The organism is Paenibacillus sp. R-74696 (assembly GCF_055814915.1).
In genome coordinates this window covers 45976-65763 of sequence record NZ_JBPULM010000038.1, presented here as the reverse complement: position 1 = coordinate 65763, position 19788 = coordinate 45976, and the positions used below count along the sequence as shown (strand labels likewise).

The window sequence follows — 19788 nt, the reverse complement described above, 5'->3', positions numbered from 1 at the left end:
TTGTATAGGGGGAGTATGACAGTGAAATCTAAAAAGCTTTTCTTAACGGCATTAACCGCTGCCGTATCGCTGACATTAATGGCGGGTTGCTCTAATTCCGCAACCAATCAGGCAGGTAATGCTAATCAGGCAAGCAATTCCGGTACGGCTAGCGTTTCAACCTCGTTCAATCTTTGGCTTGGATGGGCAGCAACAACGAACAATGATAGCTTGGTCCAGAAGTATTGGCGCGAGAAAGAGCCAGGTGTCGATGTTAAGCTGGAAACGACGCAGGGCGATGCAATGACAGCGCTTAATTTAAGAATCAACACAGGCGGCTTTGAAGACGCAGCTATTTTTGCTCGAAATGAAACGGTTAAGAGCGCCATGAACCGTTCTAAGCAGCTGATGTCCGTGGAGCAGTATTTCGATATGCCGGACAAGTATCCGGGACTGGCTGCGATTCCAAAGCAGTATCTTGAACTGATGAAGGATGCGGATGGACATATTTGGTCGATTCCGACCTGGTTTGATCAAAATCCTGAAGATCCATGGCCGGGCTGGGCATCGCAAGGCTGGTCCGTCAGAACGGATGTGCTTGAAAGCGTTGGCATGACTATAGCTGACTTAGCGACAATTGAAGGAGTAGAGGCTTTTCTGAAAAAAGCGGCTGAGCAAAAGGATGCATCAGGCAAAGCGCTGCTTCCCCTTTCGTTTCTAATGGATACGAATGATACACTTAGCTGGAGTGATGAAAACGCTATTCTCACCGCCTTTGGCGTTACGACGGGCGGCAGGGGAATTGAGAAAAAAGGCGATGATTTTGTATTCACTTACGATAATCCGAACTTTAAGTCTGCTTATGCGTGGATGAATAAGATGTACGTTTCCAAGCTGATTGATCCAGAGGTCGTTACGAATAAAAAAGAGCAATATAATGAAAAAAACAAATCGGGACGCGTTGCCCTGAATGTAGGCAGCTTCTGGAATATTCCATCCTCCGTATGGGAGACGCTTGACGGCCCTACGGAGCCGGGCTGGTTTTATGAAGCCGTTCCTTTCCCGAAAGTTCAAGGCGTAGAGAAAGTCGGCATCAACCAGGTCATTAATCCGAGTCCGGGCTATGATGTGTATATCAGCTCCAATACCAAAAATTTGGAAGCCATTCTAAAGTTTTTTGACTACACGCTGCAGCCGAAGCCTGAACAACAGCATGTAATCAATGAAGGACCGGTTGGACTGTACTGGAATTGGGTGGACCAGCCGCTTGGGAAATGGAAGTTCACGGATGAAGCCTATAAAACAAGCCGGAATTCGGGTGATGCTGCCCAGAAAGCGAAGGTTACACCGGAGCTGTATATGACTGCATCCTACAGCAACGAGTGGTACCCATGGTGGAATACAGCGGATGACAGTAAAGCGGGGGCAGCCAAATCGATCAAATTCACAGAGGCCATTGGCAAAATGGGAAGTATCCGGGTTGCCGAGCCGTATGATTTGATTGAAATGAAGGCTGGCGGTCTATGGGAGAAATATTCTCCGGAAATTGAGAATATTCGCAAGGAATATAGAGCCAAGCTGCTGATGGCCAAGGATAGCGGCCAATTTGAGACAGAATGGACGAAGTTCCAAGAAGCTCTGGAGAAGCGCGGACACTGGAGCGAGGTCAAGCAGGAATGGCTTGCATCTTATAATGAGCAAGTAAAATGAACAAGTAAAAGCGAGCAAATAAAATGAAGAATTGGCGGAGCATCCCTTCCTATTGGAAGGGGGCTCCCTTTGCGGTTCATGGAGGAGTGGCAGATGAGGCTGAGACAACGATTAGAGCAATGGATCATTCGCATGACGCGTTCCATGAGTATGAGAAAGAAAATTGTCTTGTTCTATGGTCTCATTGTATTTCTTCCAACTGTCCTGCTGGCCATTGGGGCAGGCTATATGACGACGCATATTGTCCGTGGCAACTATATGCTCACTATTAAAGAAGCGGTTCGCCAGAGCGCGCAAAGCATTGAATTCCGCAAGCAAAGCTATGATCTGCTTGCTACGCGAACAGCAACTGATGGAGAGCTGGTTTCCAGATTATCGAGAGACTATCAGGACATTTCCGAACAGTATGCGACCGTTCAATATGTGGATCGGGCTTTCTTATTTACGAGCAAATATTTGCCCGGAATTGAAAATTTCAGAATTTACCACACGAACGGCACCCTTGTTCAGGACGGAGGGCTTCTGTGGAAGCCTGAGGAGCGAATCCTTTCGGGCCAGATCGAACAGGATTGGTATGAAGGGCGGCTTAGCTCGCCAGATCTCTTAAATTGGACGAATGCTCTGGATGATAAAACGAGACTGGTCGTTTCACACAAAATTTTGAGTACGTACGGGGACATCTATGGGATCGTCTATCTGCGGCTTAACTATAATGAAGTGTTCGCTGAATCGTTTGATCATCCGTTTGACGGTGCGGGAGAAATGTACATCGTAGACAGCGATGAGCAGATCATCGCTTCATCAGAATCCAATGAAATCGGCAGACACTTATCCGAATCCTCCTTAAGCGAGTATTGGGGCAGTCCGGAAGGAACGGCAGTAACCGCAGATGGCATGGTGTTAATTCGGCAGAAAATCAATTCAGGCTGGACGGTCGCCGCACTTGTACATCTTGACCGGCTGGAGGAGCAGTCCAAACGCATTTTCTACTATATAGTCAGCGGAATCGCATTTTTTCTAATTTTATCTACGTTCCTTATTATGGTTGTGCTCAAAAACGTCATCTGGCGCATACGCAAGCTAGGCACCCGCATGATGGATATTTCCGAGGGTTATTTCGAAGCGACGGTTAGAAACCGGGATAACGATGAGCTGGGAGAGCTTGAGGTTTTATTTAATTCGATGTCTGGGCGCCTTAGAAAGCTGGTGGAAGAGCACACAGAGGCCACCTTAAAAGAACGCGAGCAGTCCTTCAAAGCGCTGCAGGCCCAGATTAATCCGCATTTTATTTATAATTCTTTAAGCCTGATCCGCTGGCGCGCCATGGATGTGAAGGATGAGATCCAAATTCGCACAATTGATGCCCTGACTACCTTTTATCGGCTTGCACTCAATAACCGTGTGAATGTGACCCGAATTCGTGATGAGCTTGAGCATCTAAAGGCTTATGTTGAAATCCAGCAGCTGCGTTATCCCGATCAAGTGCTCGTAGAATGGCAGGTGGAGGCTGACGTTCTTGATCTGTATACGATTAAGCTCATTTTGCAGCCCATTGTGGAAAATTGCTATTTGCATGGCGGGATTACCACAAGAAAGGGTGCCTTTATACAGATCATGATTAGCAAAACCGAGGATGCCATTGCGTTTCAGATTTTTGATAATGGGAAGGGCATCGAGCGCGAGAAGCTGGAGCTAATAAGGACGGGCAGCTATATGGGAACCAAAAACGGATTCGGAATGAACAATATACGCGACCGGCTGGCGTTATATTTCGGCCAAGAGGGACGCTTTGAAATCGACAGCATGGAAAATGAGTGGACGGCTGTGACCATTCATATTCCGATTTACAAGGAAGCTCCTGAGATAAAAAAGGGGGATGGAGCATGATGCAAGCACTGATCGTTGATGACGAGCCAATGCAGATTCAGGGACTTGTCCGTCATATTGCCTGGGAAGCTCTAGGGTACAAGCAGCCCTTGACCGCCCAATCGGGTGAGGAGGCCATGGCCATACTGGCAGCAGCTCATGTAGATGTATTAATTACGGATGTGTCGATGCCAGGGATGACGGGGATTGAGCTGCTGGCCAAGTGCAAGTCGGATTTTCCAAAGCTGCAGGCGATGCAAACGGTGATGATAAGCGGTTATGACGAATTTGAGTTTGTTCAGGAAGCGATCCATCTGGGGGCGAAGGCCTATGTACTGAAGCCGATCAAGACGGATGAGCTGGAAGCGAAGCTTGCCGCATTTCGGGAATCGCTGGAAAAGAAGAACCACATGGAACAGGAAACGAGCAAGCTGAGAGAGAAAATGACAGAGAGCTATGAGGTGCTGCAGGAGCATTACGTCAAGGATCTGATAGAAGGGTCGATTCATAGTGACGAGCTGCTTGAATCCTGGTGCCGCCTGCTTGATTTGCCGTCAAAGAATGGGCAAGCCACGTTGTTCCTGTTCGGTTATGATCGCCTGTTTCTGTCTAATCCGCACGATGCCAAGGAGCGGATTATGCTCAGCGAAGGACTCATCAAATGTGTCAAAATGGGCCTGTCCGAGTTTGCGGGCACGTATATCGGAAAAACAGGAGCGGACGAGGTGGCGGTCATTCTATTGAACGCCTCGCCTATTGACCGTGCGAGGCTGGAGAAGCAGCTCTCTTTTATCCAGGATGTTCTAAAGGAGCAGTATACGGCTTCCGTTACCGTCGGAATCAGCAGGGAATGCCAGGCTTGGTCGGAGATTCCGTTGTTATATAAGGAAATAAAGCATATGATGGCGAGCGCTAGAACGGCCGGCTATGGGCAAATATTGTATTTCGACCATATTGAAATGAAAGAATACCATGATTTTCGATTGTACGAGGAATATTTCCCTGAAATCTTAAAGCTGCTCGATACGGGGGAAAGCGAAAATGCCGTCGTCTATTTCAACCATGCATTCGAGATGCTGCTGGCACAGAAGCCCGTATCCTTCTCCTATGTACAGGCGTTTGGCATGGGATTAATCAGTGAACTAATCCGCAAATTGAAGCGGACGAAGGAAACGGATGCCGAAATGAACATTCTCATGTGGCAGAGGATGATTGATTGTACAGATGTGGAGGAAATAAGAACGGTCGTCATGGCCTTTCTCGCTCAGTATATCCAGCTCAAGCAGAAGGAGCAGACCGTTCAGCAGCACAACCTTATCCAAAGAGTAGCGCGCTACCTTGAGGAGCATTTGGAGGCGAACGTAACGGTGAAGCAGCTTGCTGAGCAGTTTCATCTGAACTCCAGCTATTTGAGCGTGCTGTTCAAGAAGGAAATGGGCCGGACGATATCTGATTTTGTCCAGGAAACGCGTATGAACAAAGCCAAGGAGCTGCTCCGGGACCCGAACATCAAGGTGTATGAAGTGTCGGAGCAGGTTGGCTTTCAAACGGCGGCCTATTTTACGTTTTTATTCAAGAAGCTGACCGGAACAACCCCGCAGGAATTTAGGGATTATTATTATGAGGAGTGATATTGTGCTGACCAAAATGAACCTAGAGGGCGAATGGAAGCTGCAGCTAGATCAGGGCAAGAGCGGCTTGTCGCTGCCATTTACAGATTCCATTACGCTGCCCGGAACGACATCCTATGCCCGGAAAGGGCCGCAGAATGAAACGAAATTAGTAGGGGCTTTGACCGATGAATATTCGTTCGAAGGGTATGCTTGGTATTCAAGAGAGGTAGACATTCCTGATGGGCTGGCGGAGAAAAACTGTTTTCTCTATTTGGAAAGAACGAGAATGACGACGGTATGGGTGGGCGACCGCGAGGTTGGCTCGCGTGACAGCATGAACACGCCGCATCTTTATGAATTGACGGGACTGCTTCAGAGTGGCCCGCAGACGATTACCGTTCGTGTCGACAATACGGACTATCCAACGAAGGGAGGCCATATGACCTCTCCTGATACACAGACCAATTGGAACGGGATCACAGGCCGCATTGAGCTTCAATTTTATAGCGAATCGTACCTGACCGATATCCAGCTCTATCCGAACTTGTCCGCACGCTCGGTGAAAATAGAAGCGAATCTGCAAGGAGAGCTCAAGGGCAGCCTAGTTGTATCAGCAGCAAGCTGGAACTCTGACACCTTACATACGGTGGCGGAATACAGCCTCACCTCGCGTGAAATTTCGATTGAATATTCACTTGGGCAGGATGCGCTGCTGTGGAGCGACGCCAATCCCCATTTGTATACGGTGAGCATTGGGGTGAAGGATGAGACGGGCGAAATCTTTGATCAGCAGCAGCTGAGCTTCGGCCTGCGGGAATTTAAAACAGACAGAGATAAATTTACAATCAACGGAAACAAAACCTATCTGCGCGGCAAGCATGATGGCTTGATTTTTCCTCTGACGGGCTACGCTCCGACCGATGTCGAGGAATGGCTTCGCATTCTCGTCATTTCCAAATCCTATGGTATTAACCATTATCGCTTTCATACCTGCTGTCCGCCGGAAGCCGCGTTTACCGCAGCGGACATGCTTGGCATATACATGGAACCGGAGCTGCCCTTCTGGGGGACGATTACTGAAGCAGCGGATGAGCGCCACAATCAGGCGGAGCAGGACTATTTGATCAGCGAGGGGTATGCCATTCTGAAGGCATTCGGCAATCATCCGTCCTTCGTCATGATGTCGCTGGGCAATGAGCTATGGGGCAGTAGAGACAAAATCGATTCGATTTTGAAAGCCTACAAAGCGTTCGACAACAGGCATCTATATACACAAGGCTCTAATAATCATCAATTTTCGCCTGCTGTTCTTGAGCATGACGATTTCTTCTGCGGGGTGCGTTTCTCGAAGGAGCGGCTGTTCAGAGGCTCTTATGCAATGTGTGATGCGCCGCTGGGCCATGTTCAGACCGATCTACCGGGTACATTAAAGGATTATGACGATCAAATCGTGCCGCCGGATTTTCATCGCAGTGAGGTTACGCCGAGTGAGGCTGGAGGCGTCATTCAAATCCAGTACGGAACGGAAGCAAAGGCCATACAGCTCGGAGACGCCTCGGAGGAATGGATTCCTCATATTCCAGTCGTGTCCCATGAGATAGGACAATATGCGACGTATCCGAATTATAGGGAGATAGAGAAATATACAGGCCCGCTCAAGGCGGATAATTTCATCCTATTTCAGGAGCGTCTGAAGGCGAAAGGGCTGGATCACTTGGCCGCCCAATATTTTGAGAGCTCGGGGCAGCTGGCAGTGGCCTGTTACAAGGAAGAGCTGGAGGCTGCTTTTCGCTCCAGAAAGCTTGCAGGCTTCCAACTGCTCGACCTTCAGGATTTCAGTGGACAAGGGACGGCGCTAGTGGGCATCCTTGATGCCTTTATGGATTCCAAGGGGCTGATTACACCTGAAGAATGGCGTACCTTCTGCAGTGACGCCGTACTTATGGCGAGGTTTGCAAAATACAACTATACGTCGTTTGAACGCTTCGAGGCTCATGTGGAATTATGCTCGTATAGAAATCAGCTGCCTGGATTGATCAAGCTTGCGTGGGAGCTAACGGATGGCCATGTGACACTGGCAGCCGGTACGGCTGAGGCAGCGCTGACGGAGCAGCAGAATTATATTGATATTTGTGATCTGGTCATCGAATTGCCTGCTGTGGACGCCATGACCAAAGCCGCGCTTTCCCTGAGGATTTTGGATACAGATATCCGAAAGTCATACGATCTCTGGATTTATCCGCAGCAGGTTGAAGCGGACCTGTCCAAAGTCCATCGTTTTGAGTCGCTAACGGCCGAGGCTCTCGCTTTATTGGAGCAAGGGGAGAAGGTATGGCTGATGCCGAATCCGGAACGTATTAGCCATGGAATTGAAGGCTTCTACAGCACGGATTTCTGGTGTTATCCGATGTTCCGGTCCATCTCGGAGAGCATGAACCGTCCGGTTCCTGTCGGCACGATGGGGCTGCTCGTAGACAACCATCATCCTGTCTTCCGGGACTTTCCCTGCGAGCCGCATTCTACTTATCCTTGGTGGAGCATTGTCTCTCATTCCAAGTCGATTATAATGGACGGTACAAGCAGAGAATGGAGCCCTATTGTACAGACCATCGACAACTTTGAGCGCAACCACAAATTAGGTTTCCTGTTCGAATGCCGCGTAGGAAAAGGGAAGCTGCTTATTTGTTCGATCAATGCGGATAAGGTTCAAGAAACACCAGAAGGAAAACAGTTTTTGTCCAGTGTGATTAAGTATATGGAATCAGATCAGTTCAAGCCGCAGTATGAAGCCAGCGTTTCAGAGCTGCTGGAGCTTATTCAATAAAAGAGGTAAAGGAAACAATAAATAACCGCTTGCGATCTTAAGAATCGCAAGCGGTTATTTTTCTTACCCGCGAAGACCATCGCATAGGATGGATACGACGCGGTCCGGAAAAGTGCCGCTGTCCCCGGCTGCCTGCAGGATGCCGCTAAGCAGCATTTTAATATCCTCAAGGCGAGCATCCGCCCGAACGGAGCCATTTTGCTTTGCACGGGCGAGCAGATTGTCGATCCCTTGCCAAAAATCCCTCGCAACCTCCGAACGTCCAGCTTCTATATTCAGACTGCTGACAAGGGCATCGGTAATCGCCTTGTTGGCCATTCCCTCGCGTATAATAGTCCTAAAATAATGAAAGAACGCTACGCCCGGATCATCGTGTTCAAGCAATTGCTTGGCTTCATCCATAAGCCGCGTCTTGTGGCTGACAATGACGGCCCCAAACAAATCTTCCTTGGTCGGAAAATGCCGATAGACGGTTCCCACGCCCACACCGGCATGCCTTGCGATTTCATCCATCGAGACGGAGATGCCTTCGGTCGTAAAAACCTTATGGGCGACCTCAAGCAGCTTATCCCGATTCTTTTTGGCATCTGCACGCAAGGCCTTCTCGGGTGTCACGGCGGCGAAGGGCAAGGTAGTGTCAACGTCTCCAGTTGAAATTTTCTTTTTAGTCATCTTGGGATAACACCTCTTTATAAATATTACATCACTGGCGATTTATTGACAAACGGAGAAAGTTCTCCGTATAATTATATAAACGGAATGGATCCTCCGTTTATTCCGGAGAGGCGATTTTCGATTGGTTCAAGTGGAAACTAAATGAAGAGGAGATTAAAACCATATGCAAAATTCACCAAGCAAAAGCGCGCTGTTGGTCATGGATATGCAGAACAGCGTCGTATCGAGGTTCGCAGCTAACGAGGAGGCACTGCTTCCGTTCCAAAAGGCTATTGAAGCTGCACGCAGTCACGCTATTCCTGTTATTTACGTACGTGTGGCCTTTCGTGAAGGTTATCCGGAAATTAGTGCTAGAAACAAAATGTTTGGGGGCATTGCCAGTCGATCCGGCGCTATGGCGGCTCCAGAAGCGATGATGCAGATTCATGAAGCTGTGCAGCCTCGACAAGGCGAGCCGATTGTGACGAAGGTTCGAGTGAGCGCGTTCGCCGGAAGTGACCTTGAGGTCATTCTTCGGTCACGTCAGATCGATACGCTTATTCTTAGCGGTATCGCCACAAGCGGGGTCGTTCTATCGACTTTGCGGGAAGCAGCAGATAAGGATTTTGCGATTACGGTACTTTCCGACGCCTGTATTGATGCTGACCCAGAGGTTCATCGCGTGCTAACCGAGAAGGTGTTCCCTCAACAGGCCGAGGTGGTGACTGTCGATGCGTGGGTGGCTTCTTTATCGAGCTAACGCCTAGGAGTAATCGAATGAATTATTTTGGGGCTTTTCCGTCAACAGGAAAAGCCCCTTTCGCCGGTTTGCTAGAAGAGGGGGCTTGGCTTGTTTGATCGGATCATGATGGTTTCGTTCAACAGGTCGATCTGCTATTATAGATCCCTGTTCCCGAAGTTTTATGAACGCATCAAGGGGTCTTTTCTCATATTATATTTACTGGCTGGATTACAATTGTTCTAATCTGTTTGGTATCGTGAGTCCTGTTATAGTTCTTGCAGAACGCGTCAACATTTGAAATGATTTTATCTTTATCGTAGATAAAGAAATAGATGTACTTTTTCGGGTAATGAAATGCATCTGACCCAATCTCTTCTGTGAGCTTTCTCTCCGTCATATTTTGACGAGAACATTTAACTTCAATTACAGTTTCATAGGAATCGATAAATATATCAAAGCGATAGCCCTTGTATCCTCCGTCATTGGGTACCTCAACTCTTGCTTCAGGAAAAATTGGACGGATTAATGAGTAAAGCAAGCGCTGCACATCATACTCGTTCCCGAGAGCGATTTTAGCGATATTCTCTTGCTTTAAAGTTCCGTTACCGTGTACAGGCTTTTGATACATTTCGTAGATATGCTTGTCAAAATTTTCAAGAACCTTGTGTATGATAAGATGGAAGTGTACTTCATCGATTTCAGTAAGAGGCTTGGTAGGATCAAACAACCCGGCATTGATATCTGTAATTAAATTCTCTAGGTAGGATTGTGCTTGGAGCATACGTTCTTTCGTGATCAAGACAAACCTCTGTGCTATGGACTGATCGGAAAAAAAACGCTCTAAAATGCGGCTGGTGGTATCAATCCAGCCGCTGTAATCAGCCGATTTTGTCTGCGGTAAACATTTAATTTGCACTTGAAGTGCAGTTATAATTGTCGATTTATCTTCGTTAATTGTAGTCAGGATAATATCCCCTCCGTTAGTTAAAGAATACCCCAGCGCAAAAAGAATAGGAATAACGGTTCTAAAATGTAGACTTCATCGTCCTTATATTCGAACACTTGATACATCGGCTCACTGCTCTGCATAATTGATTGCATCTGATCAAGGGCTGTTTTGATTTTCACTCGATCAGGCTTATCAGAAATATCACCAAGTAACACATCGATTCTTCGTTTGATGCTGTCGGTAGAAAGGCTCACAGTTGGCGGATCATTAGCAATCGCTTTAAGAAGCAATTCATAGATATCGGCTTCCTCATTTTTTATAGTCAGATAGGTTTTTCTTTTTTGTCCTCTGGGATTAGGGCCTCTTTTCAGCTTCCTAGCAACCTCTTGATAAGCAAGAAGGTTTAATGAAGTCATTCTGTATGCCTGGTCTAGGAGATCTTGATCAGGAATTACCGGGTTATCTATATTGTCGATATCGAGTATCATGCTAAGGTTATAACATATGGATTGCATTAGTTGAGGGGAAGATAAACTCTCTTGTGCGATGCTATCGGCGATCTTAAGATCAATTTGCATATTTAGTTTGTTGAAACCTGCGACAGCAATTTCCCGCAGTTCATCTGTATTCCATGGCTCGATATTAATCAGGTTCAGTCTCCCGCTTAAATCAACATTTTTTCGAATGGCATCGTCTGACCGATGAGGTAAGGATATGATGACGGTTCGAAGCCTTTTACGAATCGCATCTTTGAGCTGATAGGCAATTTCAAACTGCTTGCTTGGTGAAGCGTAATGGAAATCATCTAATAGCAAGACTAAATTATTAGCTATAAAATATTGAATGACTTTATCTTTGTTGGAGCGGAAAGATTCAGTTATGGAAGTTGTAATTCCTTCTTTTGTTCCGGCGAGACCTTGGCCTTCAATCGTGCGTATTTCTGTATGGTCACGTTCGAGCGGAATACCGACTTTATTCGCAATCGTTTCCCAGAAATCCTCGGTATCCTTGAAGTCGCTTCCTATAAAGTCGACGTACTGATCTTGGCCGATCACTTTGTCACACAACACGGTTTTGCCTGTTTTCGATGGACCTACAATTGAAGTTAAAAATCCGACCATATCGATAACGTTATGGAGACGGAATTCATAAGTCAGACCAAATTCCGATTTGCGAGAAATATAGGTGTGAATCGGAAGGGCACCAGCAATAAAGACATCTCTAACTCTGAGCTTCAAAATATCACCCCTCAGCAATATAAAATGGATTCAAATGTTCTAAAATTCGTAGCCTCTTTTAGTATAACCCTAAATGGGATGGAATAACATAAATATACGACCTTTTAAGAGGAATGCTGATAGAAACCCCTTAAATTATTTGTTGATTAGTATATATATCTAAATCCTTGGATGAACCTCGTTAAACCGTCGCGGAGAAAGGAATTTCGCCTTTGAGATGATACCTCGAACCCTATCACAATTAAGGGCAAGGTTTGATATAATGGCAGGGGAGGGTGAAGAACATGCATACGATAGAGAGCTTAATGAAGCAGTTAGAGCAGCTAGGCATTGACGGCCAAGGGACGCTGCTCGTCCATTCTTCGATGAAAAGTATCGGGTCTGTTGACGGTGGCGCAGATACTGTCTTAGATGCGTTAACAGATCATATGAAGGATGGGCTGTTGGTGTTGCCCACCCATACATGGTCCTACATCAATGCGGATAATCCGAAATTTTACGTTGATCGTTCCCCTTCCTGCGTCGGAATACTGCCCGAGCTTTTTCGCAATCGGCCTGGTGTGGTGCGTTCGCTGCACCCCACCCATTCGGTGGCAGCATTAGGCCCGGATGCTATAGAGCTCACAAACGACGATCATCGTTTCGATACGCCCTGCGCTAGAGGCTCCGCTTGGGGGAAGCTGCTCGACCGCAGGGCGACTATATTGTTAGTTGGGGTCGATTTAAGGCGCAATACCTTTATTCATGGAGTCGAAGAATGGGTAGACATACCGGGCAGGTTAACGGATGACCATGAGCTGCTTTACACGGTTTTAGCCGATGGAACAGAAATTTCTGTGCCTTCCCGCAGACATTGCGGGCTGTCGTGGTCGCAGCATTTTTGGAAAGTAGATGATATACTGGAAAGTGAAGGCGCTATGCATAAGGGGCGGCTTGGCGATGCGGTTGTAAGGGTTTGTGATGCGGCTGCGGTAGCGAGAGTAATAACTGGCATGCTCAAAGACAATCCCGATTTGTTTTCGGATAATAATCCCTTGGATCATCACTAATAGAATGTATGAAGGGGCTGTCCGGCAACGGATGGCTCTAGGGTGCGAACCGCGTAAAATCTTCTAAATTTATCCTCAAAACAACCTCTTCTCTCTCATAGCTTAAGTCATAAACGTCCCATTCATGGGCAAATTCAAAGAATGTATGAAGAAATCGTTCAGAGGATGGTTGGACTGCCATTGTGTGGGCTAGCTGACTGTCTTTACTGTATGATAAGATGTGGTTAATTTAACCAAGCTAATGATTTGGAGAAGTATCTTTTAAAGGTTCATTTAAGTGTCATGGATTATGCTATTTCTATAATATTGTAGTCGTCGTATCAAAAAAGGAGAAGATTTGTGAGCCCATTAGTATGGTATGATCTCTTTTTATTCCTCCTATTGTTTGCTTTATATGTTTATGTTTTTTCCACCGTGAGGATTACGAACTTACATAAGGTATACTTTTTATTTCATTTTTTAATGATGCTTTGGCCACTGTGCCAGATTGCTATAGATCTGACCACTGATCCGCTGCTGCAGTTGTTCTATGTGATATTATCCTTTGTCGCACTCTCTTTGCTCGGAAGCGGCTGGCTGCTGCTTACTGTCTTTCTTACCGGAAATGCTGATAAATTAGGAAAAAAAAGCTTGTTTCTGCTGTTTGCTCCAGCGGTTATCGCAGCAGTTGGCGTGGTCATTAACCCGAATAATCTTTTTGTGACTCCGCTGGAGGGCGGTTACGTTCATCGAGTATATGGCACATGGTTTTGGATAGTCATCACTATTCTAGTGAGCTACTTCTTTGCTTCTCTCTTTGTATTGTTTGGGGCATTGAAGGCTTCCAAAACGTCACCCATGATTAGAAAGCAAGTGAAAGTAACGTTGTGGGGAATATTCGTGCTTGCTATTTTTGCAGGTATTGATGCCATTCTTAATGTGGTCCTAAGGGAGTGGCTGCCAATCATTCCGGGCTTTACTTCGATGGGTATTTTTCTTTCGGATTTATTTTTCGTATATGTCATTAAAAAATATAATGTGTTTGATCTTGTCTCCATCGCTCATGAGGATGTGATCAACACGCTTCCATATGGCATACTTGTGCTGGATGATAATGAAACCATTATCGAAGCCAACAGATCTTTACGAAATTATATGGATTTAAATGTAGGTGATTATTTTGATATGGAGTCGTTGCTGGCGTCTGTTCGTGTTGAGGGCAACAGCAAAAGGTTTCTCGAACGTTATAAGCGAAAAGAAAATACCTTGTCTCAAATCGAAATTATCGATGAGCGAGACATCGTGCGTCATTTTATCGTACAAGCTTCTCCGATTGTCGATTCTTACCGAATGCAGATCGGTCATATCATTACGTTTCAGGATGTCTCGCAGGAGCGCTTTTTTGTGAAAGAAATGAATCGGCAAAATGAGGTTCTTCAGGAACGAAACCATGCACTTGATCGCATACGCAATGAGCTGTCCACAGCTAATCAAAAGCTTGAAGAATTAGTTCTTACGGACAGTTTAACAGACTGCTACAATCGACGTTATTTGACGCAGCAGCTGATGCATGAGGTTATAACCAATATTCAATATAAAATTCCGTTTTCACTTATCCTTTTTGATATTGATTTCTTTAAATCAATTAATGATCGCTATGGACATGTAATTGGGGATGAAGTCCTTTATCGTACGGCTCAAGCCGTCAAACAATCCATTCGTGGGACCGACATTCTAACTCGCTATGGCGGGGAAGAATTCATGATCTACCTGCCGCATACAGAACGCCAGTTAGCCAAACAATTAGCGGAACGAGTGAGAGTAGCGGTCGAGTCGAACGACATTTTAGTAGATCATGAAATCGGAGAGGTTTCCATTACGGTGAGCGTAGGGTTTTTATCCATTGAAGACTTTAATCTTCAGCATGTACCGGACAATCCAGAAGGGTATTTAATTCAACTTTTTGCCGCCGTCGATAAAGCCCTTTATCAGGCCAAGCAAAATGGACGAAATCGAATCGAATTTGCCGATGTTCAGAGTGTTTCTTAAATGAATGGAATCAACAACAGATAGATGAGGCCGCTGCTTAAGCAGACGGTCTTTTTTTATTTTGCTCAAGTAACGGGTATCAAGCTATGAGGGGACTATAAATGTTAGAACTAATGAAGAACAGAGAAAAGGAATATAATTTTAGATAAGGCGGATGAGATTGGAGCAGGTTGATGAGTGACAAAAAAATGATCGCACTATTAATTGGAGCTGTGGCGGTGTTGTGGTTTATTACAAGCTTGTTTTTCACTAAAACGACCTCAACGAATGATATTTATTTAATCCCTGTAGGCTTTGAGGGTGATATTAGGGTGACTTATAACGTTCAAGGTGCGCCAGCACTTGAGAAAGAGGGGAAATATGATCTCATTCCAATTCGAGTCGATGGGACATACGATACCTCAAAGCCTGAAATGGAATACGGGCTGGTGACGGACCAATATTTCTATGTCAGCCCTGATGGACGGCGAACTCCGATAGATGAACGTTGCGTCCATGTCAGAGGAAATGGTGCTTCCGAGATTGGTTCAAGCATCACAAGACATAACGATTTTACCATTACCCGCACCAATTGCAGTGAAGATTTTAGGACATGGGGAAAGTGAAGAAAGGAGTTATTAGTAGTAGTGAAAATATTGAGGGGTATCCTAAACGATAAATGTCTTATAAAATAATATTATTCTTATGAGAGCGAGCTGAAAACTGATGATGTGGTCACCACTATTTGAAAATGATGTACCTGTAGTTATTCTCCCTTAGCGGTAGAAAAACTACATCTCCGTTAAGGACAGGAATGGTCTAGAAAAACGGAGGGTACAACATGAAAAACACTTTATTAGGTTCTTTATATTTATCAATCGCTGCAAGTATTTGGGGCGGGATGTTTGTTGTAGTAAAGCATGTGGTAGACGTTGTGCCGCCACTTGAATTAGTATGGATTCGTTATGTCATTGCGATTTTTGCATTATTAATAATTGGTGTTGTCACCAAACAATCCTGGCGAATTGAAAAACGAGATTTGCTGTTGATCTTCATGATTGGTCTTGTTGGAAACACCATTTCAATCCTGACCCAAGAAGTGGGCACGATGTTCTCTACTGCACAAATGGGCGCTATTATTACTTCGACGACACCCGCATTTATGGTGTTATTTGCGCGCATCATCTTAAAAGAAAAAATTACGTTTAAAAAAGCCGCTTCTATTCTTTTAGCAACAATCGGAGTTGGTGTTATTGTTGGAACTGCCAATATCGATCCATCTCTTCAACGGGGTGGCGTTTCCCTGCTTATTGCCGCCCTTACTTGGGCGCTTATGTCTGTTTTAATTAAACGGGTACCTAGGCAGTATTCACAAATTGTTGTAACGTTCTATACAACCCTAGTAGCCATCTCGCTACTTACCCCTTTTACAATTAGCCGATTACCTGAGCTAGATGTTCAAGCCATCATGCAGCCATCGATTTGGGGCGGCCTTTTGTACTTAGGAGTCATTTCGACAGCATGTGCCTTTTTGCTGTGGAATCGTGGATTGCAAATGCTTAATGCTGCAAGTGGCGGATTGTTTTTCTTTTTTCAGCCTATCGTCGGAACTTTTCTAGGATGGTTATTACTAGGTGAACAAATCGGCTGGTCTTTTTGGATAGGTACGTTATTCATTTTTACTGGTGTGTTATTAGTCATCCGCGAAGAATAATCACGAAAGCTGATCGTATTCAAGCCCCATTTTATCTGACGATTTAAGGGCAAGGGACCGCAGTTTGCGAGGGTAGTCTGAGATCTCAACGCTCGTGATGCGCACTGTATTTTTTCTGAGGACAGAGGTTCCGCTATTCTGGTTTTTGACCTGATTTCACGTCTTTCGCGGACAGGAAATCCGTTATCGGCCTCCTCATCCAGTCAAATTGGCCATTTGCAGAGCAATAGCGTCTCCTGAGTCCGCGGCCTGTGCTATTACTCTTGATTTTGTTAGAATAGCTGCTGCTGTGTCCGCCAAGTCTAGCTTTGTACAGGGAGTATCCCGGCAATCGCCGGAAACAAACGAACAGCATCAAGCTGCTGATTGCCGACTATCTAAATGTAAAACGAGTCTGTCCCGGAGGTCATTTCTGACCTGTCGAGACAGACTCGTTTCATTTGCTTGCCCTGTCTATCCTAGTAGCCACAATAGCTTAACGTCCAGAAAGAGCGGTAACAAATGCGCTGAGTGGAGTAGCTGGACGGCCAAGCAGCGTCTCCAGATCATTGCTCTCTACATCGAGGGAGCCTTCGCGGATTGGAGCTTGTAAATCAACAATCATCGCAACGACAAAATCAGGAAGCCCTGCTTGCGTCAAAGCTTGGCCGAATGCAGCATCATCTACATCGACAACGTTGATTTCTTTGCCCAATGCTTCGCCAGTGATGGCTGCAAGCTCAGCTTGCGTACGCGGCTTGCCCGACAGCTCGTAGACCGTATTGTCATGGCCTTCGCCAGCTAGAACAGCCGCCGCCGCTTCGGCATAATCGCTCCGTAATGCATAGCCTGCACGCGCAGTGCCAGTGGCATTCAGCCAAGGTGCTCCGTGGATGGCGCCCTGTACGCTGCCAGCTTCGTTCTCAGCATACCAGTTGTTACGCAGTAGAGAATATGGAATTCCCGTTGCAAGAATCGCTTCTTCCGCAGCGCGGTGGACTTCAGCGAGCGAGAGCGTGCTCTTATCTGCTTTGGCAACACTTGTGTAAGCAATGAAGCCTACGCCTGCTTTTTTGGCGGCATCGATAGCGGCTTGATGCTGGCGAATACGTGTAGCATTATCTGCATCAGCGGAAACGATCAACAAACGGTCTACACCAGCAAATGCTGTATCGAGGGTTTCGGGCTGATCAAAGTCACCATGGCGTACTTCAACGCCTTGTGCTTGCAAATGCGCGGCTTTTTCTGGCGTACGCACACTTACCGCAAGCTGTTCAGCAGGCAGCTTTTTTAATAGAGTATCGATGACGAGGGAGCCAAATTGTCCAGTTGCGCCAGTTACTAAAATTTTCATAATTCATTCCTCCATGGGTTGGGTTTGTGTGAAATAAAACGGGATTCAATGATTGAAATCCCCTTATAGCCTAGCTTTAGTTACTTTTGAAACCTTCACTGTTATAACCTAAGTAGTTACAACGAGGGCGTAAAAAAGCCATTGCAAGAGCTTTTTTTAACAAACTTGTCCGAGTATCTTCGCAATGCTAACGCTGCTCAATCTCTGCTCCATAGCGGCTTGAGCTTCAGTCAGTTCTGCCGTAAGCGAGGCTTCAATGGTTCTGCCTACAGGGCATCGCGGGCTAGGATTTGGATGAAAATGGAACAGGGGACCCTCATCAATGACTTCAACCGCATTGTACACTTCCAATAAGCTAATAGATGCGGGGTCTTTCAATAGAGTAGCACCACCAACACCGGGCCGGACATTAATCAAACCGGCTTTTTTCAGCTGGGCCATAATTCTTCGGATGACGACGGGATTCGTATTTACGCTGCCAGCAATCATATCCCCTGTGCAATCTCCCGGCATAACAGCAATCAACGTCAGAATATGGACTCCCATCGAGAAGCGGCTGCTGAATTGTTTCATTGTTATCACCACCGTTGTAACCATCATAGTTACTTCTTGACGGAATGTCAATCCTGTTCCTATTCTTTTTGTGTTTTGGTTACTTGTCTATAGACTTTGATTCGTATGATATACTAAAAATGTGTCATTTTGTAAAATTGGAGATCGATAAGGAGCGGTTGTTGATGATCCTAGCAAAAGGTCAAAAAATCGATGTTACAAAAGGTCGCGGGATTTCCGATATTGTAATTGGGCTTTCTTGGCAGACCGCAGATCCAGCAATCGATATAAATGCATCAGCTTTCCTCTTAAATCAAGCAGGTGTATGTGCCCAGGATGAAGATATGATCTTCTATAATCAACCTTTCAGCCGGCAGCATGCCGTTGCACACTTAGGTCCGACGAATGGAGATCGAGAGCTTATCAAAATTTCGGTAGGTAAGGTACCGAGTGATATACATAAAATCGCGGTAACGCTCACCATTCATGATGGGGAAGCGCATGGTCAAGCCTTTTCGCAAGTTCGTAGCGCCGTCGGGCGAATCTATAACCCAAGCAACGGCGAGGAGATATGTAGATTCAACCTCGGAGAAGGCCTTAGCAAAGAAACAGCTATCGTTGTTGGCGAATTTTATCTCCATAAAGGGGAGTGGAAGTTTAGTGCCGTCGGAAGCGGGTTTGAGGGAGGGCTCGCCGCTCTTGTTAGCAACTTTGGACTCAAAGTATACAGCGAATCAGATGCGGAAGTGGCTGCTGCTGCTGAACCCGCTGTTTCCCCTGCCAAGCCAAACCAACTGCTAAAAGTGGAGCTCAAGAAGAAAGAAAGCATTAACATTCAAAAGTCGGCCAAGGTTACGGCAATTCTCGAATGGCAAACCAAAAAAGACTTGGATTTGTATTGTTTTTATGTAACAAAGGACGGGCAGGTTGGCAAAATCTATTATCGCTACCTTGGATCACCTCATACTGCTCCGTACATTCAACTCGATGGGGATGCTATGGGACATGGGAAAGAAACGATTGTTATTCATCGACCGGAAGCGTTAAGCTACGTTCTATTTGCCGCCTATAGCGCATTGAGCAATGGCGCAGGCAGCTTTAAATCGATGAAGGTTCGTGCAAGCGTTGATAATCATCAGGGACAAACCGTAACAGCACCACTGCTCGAGAAAAACGATTACGCCTATTGGGTGGCCATCGCCCATATCGATTTCACAGATGCCAAGCAAATGCGAGTCAGTCACGTTGAAAAATATTCCAAAGATGGGGAAGAGCGTAGTCCGCTTCTTTATGCAAATGGAGATTTTAAAATGGATGTTGGCCCTGAAGAGTTCAAGGATGATTGGGACTGAGGTTCCGCTATTCTGACTTTTTATGCGGTTTCAGGCATTACGCGGACAGGAGATCCGTTATTGGCTTCGTCATCCCCTCAAAATAGCGATTATTAACGCAATAGCTGCTCCTGAGTCCGCGAACTAGGCTATAACCAGTGATTCGGTTGAAATAGGGTTTTCTGTGTCCACCAAGCCATCGATCGGGATCGATCGGGAATACGATT

General features: G+C 46.0%; 15 protein-coding genes. 10 read left to right on the top strand and 5 right to left on the bottom strand.

Going from position 1 to position 19788, the window contains the following annotated elements:
• Nucleotides 1-21: 21 nt before the first annotated feature.
• The 4 genes from ACSR9A_RS18500 to ACSR9A_RS18485 all read left to right on the top strand — a co-directional run bounded on the left by ACSR9A_RS18500 (nucleotide 22) and on the right by ACSR9A_RS18485 (nucleotide 7992).
• The gene (locus ACSR9A_RS18500; protein WP_473758761.1) at nucleotides 22-1689 is read left to right on the top strand and encodes a type 2 periplasmic-binding domain-containing protein; all 1668 of its coding nucleotides are present in this window, start codon (nucleotides 22-24) and stop codon (nucleotides 1687-1689) included.
• A gap of 93 nt (nucleotides 1690-1782) precedes the next feature.
• Nucleotides 1783-3576, top strand: a complete 1794-nt coding sequence (locus ACSR9A_RS18495) for a cache domain-containing sensor histidine kinase (protein ID WP_473758760.1) — start codon at nucleotides 1783-1785, stop codon at nucleotides 3574-3576.
• Complete coding sequence (locus ACSR9A_RS18490; protein WP_473758759.1) at nucleotides 3573-5186, top strand: response regulator; 1614 nt, start codon at nucleotides 3573-3575, stop codon at nucleotides 5184-5186. The genes ACSR9A_RS18495 and ACSR9A_RS18490 overlap by 4 nt, the downstream gene beginning before the upstream one ends.
• A 4-nt stretch (nucleotides 5187-5190) precedes the next feature.
• Nucleotides 5191-7992: a glycoside hydrolase family 2 TIM barrel-domain containing protein gene (locus tag ACSR9A_RS18485; RefSeq protein ID WP_473758758.1), complete on the top strand. Its 2802-nt coding sequence runs from the start codon at nucleotides 5191-5193 to the stop codon at nucleotides 7990-7992.
• 63 nt (nucleotides 7993-8055) lie between these two features.
• Here the strand turns inward: ACSR9A_RS18485 and ACSR9A_RS18480 are convergent, their stop codons facing one another.
• A complete protein-coding gene (locus ACSR9A_RS18480; RefSeq protein ID WP_473758757.1) occupies nucleotides 8056-8664 on the bottom strand; it encodes a TetR/AcrR family transcriptional regulator in 609 nt (202 codons plus the stop codon).
• Nucleotides 8665-8830: 166 nt separating this feature from the next.
• Here ACSR9A_RS18480 and ACSR9A_RS18475 point away from each other — a divergent pair, with 166 nt between their 5' ends.
• Nucleotides 8831-9406 (top strand): cysteine hydrolase family protein, encoded by a 576-nt coding sequence (locus tag ACSR9A_RS18475; protein ID WP_473758756.1) that lies wholly within the window; start codon nucleotides 8831-8833, stop codon nucleotides 9404-9406.
• 187 nt (nucleotides 9407-9593) lie between these two features.
• On the opposite strand, the gene ACSR9A_RS18470 is transcribed toward ACSR9A_RS18475, so the two are convergent.
• Nucleotides 9594-10187, bottom strand: coding sequence for a PD-(D/E)XK nuclease domain-containing protein (locus ACSR9A_RS18470; protein WP_473758755.1), 594 nt, complete (start codon nucleotides 10185-10187; stop codon nucleotides 9594-9596).
• A gap of 185 nt (nucleotides 10188-10372) precedes the next feature.
• A complete protein-coding gene (locus ACSR9A_RS18465) occupies nucleotides 10373-11575 on the bottom strand; it encodes an AAA family ATPase (protein WP_473758754.1) in 1203 nt (400 codons plus the stop codon).
• Between the two features lie 284 nt (nucleotides 11576-11859).
• Here ACSR9A_RS18465 and ACSR9A_RS18460 point away from each other — a divergent pair, with 284 nt between their 5' ends.
• The 4 genes from ACSR9A_RS18460 (at nucleotide 11860) to ACSR9A_RS18445 (ending at nucleotide 16345) form a co-directional block, all read left to right on the top strand.
• Complete coding sequence (locus ACSR9A_RS18460) at nucleotides 11860-12624, top strand: AAC(3) family N-acetyltransferase (RefSeq protein ID WP_473758753.1); 765 nt, start codon at nucleotides 11860-11862, stop codon at nucleotides 12622-12624.
• 339 nt (nucleotides 12625-12963) lie between these two features.
• Entirely contained in the window at nucleotides 12964-14652 is a 1689-nt protein-coding gene (locus tag ACSR9A_RS18455) for a histidine kinase N-terminal 7TM domain-containing diguanylate cyclase (RefSeq protein WP_473758752.1), read from the top strand.
• A 173-nt stretch (nucleotides 14653-14825) separates the two neighbouring features.
• Entirely contained in the window at nucleotides 14826-15257 is a 432-nt protein-coding gene (locus ACSR9A_RS18450; RefSeq protein ID WP_473758751.1) for a DUF6843 domain-containing protein, read from the top strand.
• A gap of 215 nt (nucleotides 15258-15472) precedes the next feature.
• A complete protein-coding gene (locus ACSR9A_RS18445) occupies nucleotides 15473-16345 on the top strand; it encodes a DMT family transporter (protein WP_473758750.1) in 873 nt (290 codons plus the stop codon).
• A 475-nt stretch (nucleotides 16346-16820) separates the two neighbouring features.
• Here ACSR9A_RS18445 and ACSR9A_RS18440 read toward each other — a convergent pair whose 3' ends face one another.
• Both ACSR9A_RS18440 and ACSR9A_RS18435 read right to left on the bottom strand, forming a co-directional pair.
• A complete protein-coding gene (locus tag ACSR9A_RS18440) occupies nucleotides 16821-17678 on the bottom strand; it encodes an SDR family oxidoreductase (RefSeq protein ID WP_473758749.1) in 858 nt (285 codons plus the stop codon).
• A 156-nt stretch (nucleotides 17679-17834) separates the two neighbouring features.
• Nucleotides 17835-18251, bottom strand: a complete 417-nt coding sequence (locus tag ACSR9A_RS18435; RefSeq protein WP_341279646.1) for an Rrf2 family transcriptional regulator — start codon at nucleotides 18249-18251, stop codon at nucleotides 17835-17837.
• A 158-nt stretch (nucleotides 18252-18409) separates the two neighbouring features.
• On the opposite strand from ACSR9A_RS18435, the gene ACSR9A_RS18430 reads away from it, so the two are divergent.
• Nucleotides 18410-19582 (top strand): TerD family protein, encoded by a 1173-nt coding sequence (locus ACSR9A_RS18430; RefSeq protein ID WP_473758825.1) that lies wholly within the window; start codon nucleotides 18410-18412, stop codon nucleotides 19580-19582.
• The last annotated feature ends 206 nt before the right edge of the window (nucleotides 19583-19788 follow it).

Bases quoted from the DNA above. Each gene is read 5' to 3' on its own strand.
- ACSR9A_RS18460 (WP_473758753.1), top strand. From the start codon at position 11,860: ATGCATACGATAGAGAGCTTAATGAAGCAGTTAGAGCAGCTAGGCATT.
- ACSR9A_RS18475 (WP_473758756.1), top strand. From the start codon at position 8,831: ATGCAAAATTCACCAAGCAAAAGCGCGCTGTTGGTCATGGATATGCAG.
- ACSR9A_RS18435 (WP_341279646.1), bottom strand. From the start codon at position 18,251: ATGAAACAATTCAGCAGCCGCTTCTCGATGGGAGTCCATATTCTGACG.
- ACSR9A_RS18495 (WP_473758760.1), top strand. From the start codon at position 1,783: ATGAGGCTGAGACAACGATTAGAGCAATGGATCATTCGCATGACGCGT.
- ACSR9A_RS18480 (WP_473758757.1), bottom strand. From the start codon at position 8,664: ATGACTAAAAAGAAAATTTCAACTGGAGACGTTGACACTACCTTGCCC.
- ACSR9A_RS18450 (WP_473758751.1), top strand. From the start codon at position 14,826: ATGAGTGACAAAAAAATGATCGCACTATTAATTGGAGCTGTGGCGGTG.
- ACSR9A_RS18445 (WP_473758750.1), top strand. From the start codon at position 15,473: ATGAAAAACACTTTATTAGGTTCTTTATATTTATCAATCGCTGCAAGT.
- ACSR9A_RS18440 (WP_473758749.1), bottom strand. From the start codon at position 17,678: ATGAAAATTTTAGTAACTGGCGCAACTGGACAATTTGGCTCCCTCGTC.
- ACSR9A_RS18490 (WP_473758759.1), top strand. From the start codon at position 3,573: ATGATGCAAGCACTGATCGTTGATGACGAGCCAATGCAGATTCAGGGA.